This window comes from Acetivibrio sp., assembly GCF_035371925.1.
Taxonomy (GTDB): Bacteria; Bacillota; Clostridia; order Acetivibrionales; family Acetivibrionaceae; genus Hungateiclostridium.
The window spans coordinates 1-4,815 of record NZ_DAORXT010000139.1; the positions used below are offsets into that span (position 1 = coordinate 1).

At 35.3% G+C, this 4,815-nt stretch carries 4 protein-coding genes; 1 reads left to right on the top strand and 3 read right to left on the bottom strand.

Annotation, left to right across the window (positions count from 1 at the left end):
* Positions 1-151: SDR family NAD(P)-dependent oxidoreductase (locus PLH43_RS12995; protein ID WP_324363814.1), on the bottom strand; the 151-nt coding region annotated here is incomplete at its 3' end.
* A 159-nt stretch (positions 152-310) separates the two neighbouring features.
* Between PLH43_RS12995 and PLH43_RS13000 the strand changes: the two genes are divergently transcribed.
* The gene (locus PLH43_RS13000) at positions 311-1,237 is read left to right on the top strand and encodes a LysR family transcriptional regulator (protein ID WP_324363810.1); all 927 of its coding nucleotides are present in this window, start codon (positions 311-313) and stop codon (positions 1,235-1,237) included.
* 33 nt (positions 1,238-1,270) lie between these two features.
* Here PLH43_RS13000 and metF read toward each other — a convergent pair whose 3' ends face one another.
* Positions 1,271-2,134 (bottom strand): methylenetetrahydrofolate reductase [NAD(P)H], encoded by an 864-nt coding sequence (gene metF / locus PLH43_RS13005; RefSeq protein ID WP_324363812.1) that lies wholly within the window; start codon positions 2,132-2,134, stop codon positions 1,271-1,273.
* Complete coding sequence (metE, locus tag PLH43_RS13010; protein WP_324363816.1) at positions 2,131-4,407, bottom strand: 5-methyltetrahydropteroyltriglutamate--homocysteine S-methyltransferase; 2,277 nt, start codon at positions 4,405-4,407, stop codon at positions 2,131-2,133. Before metE ends, metF begins: the two co-directional genes overlap by 4 nt.
* Positions 4,408-4,815 lie beyond the last annotated feature (408 nt).

Below are 4,815 nucleotides of genomic sequence, written 5' to 3' on the forward strand. Positions count from 1 at the left end.
CTTCATCACGTAACTGAAAATACAATTTTTCTGCCTCTTCTTCACTTTTGAAATAATTAATTGCAACATTATAATCATTAGCAGCAAAGAGTTTTGCTATTTCCCTTCCAACTCCCCTTGAAGCCCCTGTAATTAAAACAGTTTTATTCATTGATACTCCTTTTTCCCTCCCGTATTATAAATACTGCATATTATGCTATGTTTTAACATTAGGCATATCTTATCCAAAGATACCAAACTGTCAAGCATCATTGACTATTATACAATTATAGCATATAATCATAGAAAAAAACTATGACAAGGTGATGCTATGACACTCCAACAGTTGAAATATATTATTAAAATTGTCGAATGTGGTTCAATTACCGAAGCCGCCAAACAACTATTTATTACACAGCCCAGTCTTTCAACGGCTGTTAAAGATCTTGAAAAAGAACTTGGGATAGAAATATTTTACCGCACAGCAAAAGGGATTTCTTTGTCAGATGATGGCGCTGAATTCCTCTCTTATGCACGTCAGATCATAGAACAAACGGAACTTATGGAACAGCGATATATGGGGAAAAAACCTTCAAAAAAACTTTGCTCAATATCTACCCAACATTATGCTTTTGCTGTCAACGCTTTTGTTGAATTACTTTTGGATTTGGATATTGATGAATATGAATTTACCCTTCGTGAAACAAGAACATATGAAATTATTGAAGATGTGAAAAATCTACGAAGTGAGATTGGAATTATATATTTAAGTAATTTTAATGAAAAAGTCCTTAATAAAATACTAAAGGAAAACCACTTGGTATTTAATCTTCTTTTTGAAGCTGATCCTCACGTTTTTATCAGCTCGAAGCATCCTCTTGCCAAGAATGCAGCAGTAACTCTAGAAGACTTAAATAATTACCCGTTTCTTGCTTTCGAACAAGGTAATTATAATTCTTTTTATTTTTCCGAAGAAATCCTCAGTACTATTTCCAGAAAGAAAACAATTTATGTTAGCGACCGTGCCACTCTTTTCAACTTACTGATTGGGTTAAACGGATACACCATCTGTTCAGGTGTTTTGAGCAGGGATCTCAACGGGGATAATATTATTTCCGTGCCACTTATAACAGATGAACGAATGCGTATTGGCTGGATTGCGAATGAAAAGGCTCACCTCAGTCCATTGGTCTTTAAGTATATTTCAAAATTAAAAAAGTGGATTTGCGAATATGGATATAATATAGAGTCAATATAAATGCCTCCGCTTCCAATTAAGCAGAGGCATCATTCATGCAACAAGCAACGTATTTATTGCTTCATAGATTCTTTGAGCAATGTATGGATTGTTCATTGTGTATAGGTGTATTCCATCGACTCCCTGTGCTATCAAATCAATTATTTGGTCAACAGCATAGGCAATTCCGGCATCTCTCAAAGCTTGCGGATTGTTCTCATACCTATTCATAATAGCGAGGAATTTTTTGGGGAGATTTACTCTACAAATTGCAACTATTCTTTCAATCTGCTTCTTGTTCACAACGGGCATAATACCAGCCTCAATAGGAACGTTGATACCTGCAATAGCAGCTCGTTCCCTGAATGAATAAAAATAATTATTATCAAAGAACAACTGTGTTATCAGTTGATTTGCGCCTGCATCCACTTTCCGTTTCAGATTGCGGATATCTTCAATAATTGTAGGACTTTCAAAATGGCCTTCCGGATAACAAGCTGCTATTATATTAAAGTCTCCATGTTCTTTTATAAATGAAATCAAGTCGTTAGCAAATTTAAAATCATTCTTCGGATTAAAACCAGGATTAACATCCCCTCTCAGTGCGAGAATATTTTCAATTCCAGCACTTCTTAAGTCTTCCAACATTTTAAGCACTTCACCTTTTGTAAGGTTGATGCAAGGAAAATGGGCAACACTTTCGATACCATAATTATTTTTAATGGCAGAGGCTATTTTAAACGTATCAGTGTTGCTCTCGCTTCCTCCTGCACCATATGTCACGCTAATAAAATCCGGATTAAGTGCTTTCAATTTTTTAATCGTATCATAAATTGTATTGACAGTGTCTGTTCTTCTAGGAGGAAATACTTCAAATGAAAAAACCCTTTTCATTTGATACAATTCACATATTTTCATACCGACAAACTCCTTCTAATTTCTTTTGCTGCAATAACCATATTTTCGAGGCTGGAAACAGTTTCTGTTTTTCCCCTTGTTTTAAGACCGCAGTCAGGATTAACCCACAGCTTCTCCTTAGGTATCTTTTCAAGCATTTTAATTAGTGCTTCCTTAATTTCCGGAACACTAGGAATTCTTGGTGAATGAATATCATAAACACCAGGGCCTACTTGCGTTTTAAATCCACATTCGCTTAGTGTGTCAACGATACTCAAATCTGAACGTGCTGCTTCAAAAGTAATTACATCTGCATCCATATTCTCAATATCCTTTATAATATCCGCGAATTCACTGTAACACATATGAGTGTGTATTTGTGTTTCAGGTTTTACGCCGCTATGAACAAGCCTGAAAGCAGGGATTGCCCAATCAAGATATTCGCTGTGCCAATCGCTTTTTCTCTGAGGCAATTTTTCTCTGAGAGCAGCTTCATCAATTTGAATAATTTTTATCCCGTTTGCTTCAAGCTCAAGAACTTCATCTCTAATAGCAAGAGCAATTTGGAATGCACAATCTTTCAATGTAATGTCTTCCCGCGGGAAAGACCAGTTTAAAATTGTTACCGGACCGGTTAGCATCCCTTTTACGCATCTTGATGTAAGTGACTGTGCATATACAGAATAATCAACAGTTATTTGTTTTGAGCGGGAAATATCACCCCATATTATAGGAGGTTTTACACATCTTGTACCATAAGACTGTACCCACCCCTTCTCTGTGATCAAAAACCCATCAAGATTTTCACCAAAATACTCAACCATGTCATTACGCTCAAATTCCCCATGAACCAGCACGTCAAGACCTATTTTTTCTTGCAAGGCAATCCATTCTGCAATTTTTTCCTTGTTAAACGTTACATATTGCTCAAATGTAATCTTCCCTTTTTTATAATTGGAACGGTTCTCTTTCACTTCTGCTGTCTGTGGAAGAGAACCAATTGTAGTTGTCGGAAGTAGCGGTAAATTGAATACTGCTTTTTGGATTTTTTCGCGTTCCTCAGAATTAGGATGCCGGATAAAATCATCTTTTGATAGCCCGGAAACAGCCACCTGAACAGCTGTATTTTCACAATTCCTTGACAAATTAAAAAGTTTTTGATTTTCAACATATTCCACAGTTGAAGTAGGATCGCTACATAATAGTATTCTTTTAAGTTCTGATAATTCTGCTAACTTTTCCTCAGCAAAAGCAAGATGTTTTTTATACTCCTGAGAAAGACTGCTCTCATTTTTTAGAGTATATGGGACATGAAGAAGAGAACAGGATGTACTTAATACAATGTCCTTGCAGTATTCGCCTAATTCTCTGATCAAATTCACAGTATTAGAATAGTTGTTTCTCCAAATGTTCTTTCCGTTGACAACGCCTGCAAAAAGAGTTTTATCCTCCGGAAATCCGAAACTCCTCACAAGTTCCAATGTCTTTTCCCCTTCGACAAAATCAAGACCGATTCCGTCAAACGGCATAGTAATAACTTTATTATAACAATCCCTTATATCACCAAAATAAGTTTGCAAAAGCACTTTCGTATTGTTCTTTTCTGAAAGAATTCTCTCATAAATTTTGCTAAAAAGAACTATATCCTCTTCAGATAAATCCATAACAAGAGCTGGCTCGTCAAACTGAACCCACCCGGCACCCAAAATACTAAATTTATTCAGAATATCTGAATATGCACGAGCAATATCAGCTATAGAATCATCAATCGTTCTTATGCCTGTAAATTTAACAAGCTTTAAAAATGTGAAAGCTCCAATAAAAGCACTCTTTGTTTCAATTCCGCAATTTCTCGCTTCCACATACTCATCAAATGGCTTTGTCCCTACAAGTAAAATTTCGGTGTCGTCATCAATTTCAGGCACTATATAATGATAATTTGTATTAAACCATTTTTTCATGGGCAAAGCCTTTACATCGCCCTTATCTCCCTGATATCCTCTCGCCATAGCAAAATACTCGTCTAAGGCATCTAATTTGAGTTGCCTGTATTGATTTGGGACGATATTCAATAAAACAGCAGTATCCAATAGATTATCATAAAATGAGAAATCATTTGAGGTTATAAAATCAATTCCGTTGTTTTTTTGAACTTTCCAATGTTCTTCTCTCAGCTTGGAGGCTGTAGCTTGTAGTTCTTCTTTCGTCAGTTCTTTCTTATGATATTTTTCTACCGCAAACTTTAACTCTCTTAAAGCGCCAACTCTTGGATAGCCTATAACAGATGTTCTCATAACTTTCATCCTTTCATCTTAGCCTACTTGAAAAATACTATCACAAAAATCGTAGTCATAGGTAATATCTGATATTTATTATTAGGCATAGTTTATAACTATGGCTGCGCATTAATTTTTAACCCTGACTTAAACTCTACCATATATATCATTGGCTTATAAAAGGTCTAAAAAAACCTACAAATGGTGCAAAAATACCATTTGTAGGAGTCATTAGCTTATCAGCATCTAGAGACAAACTCTATTGCAGGTAATATTTAGGGTTAATTTTATCATTATTAAATCTCAATGTCACGTAGGGTTTCACAAATTCAAAATAACGTTAATATATTTTAAACAACAATCTTCCATACAACTATTGAAACTATCACAATCCATAAAATTACAATCGGAACAGCATAGTACCAT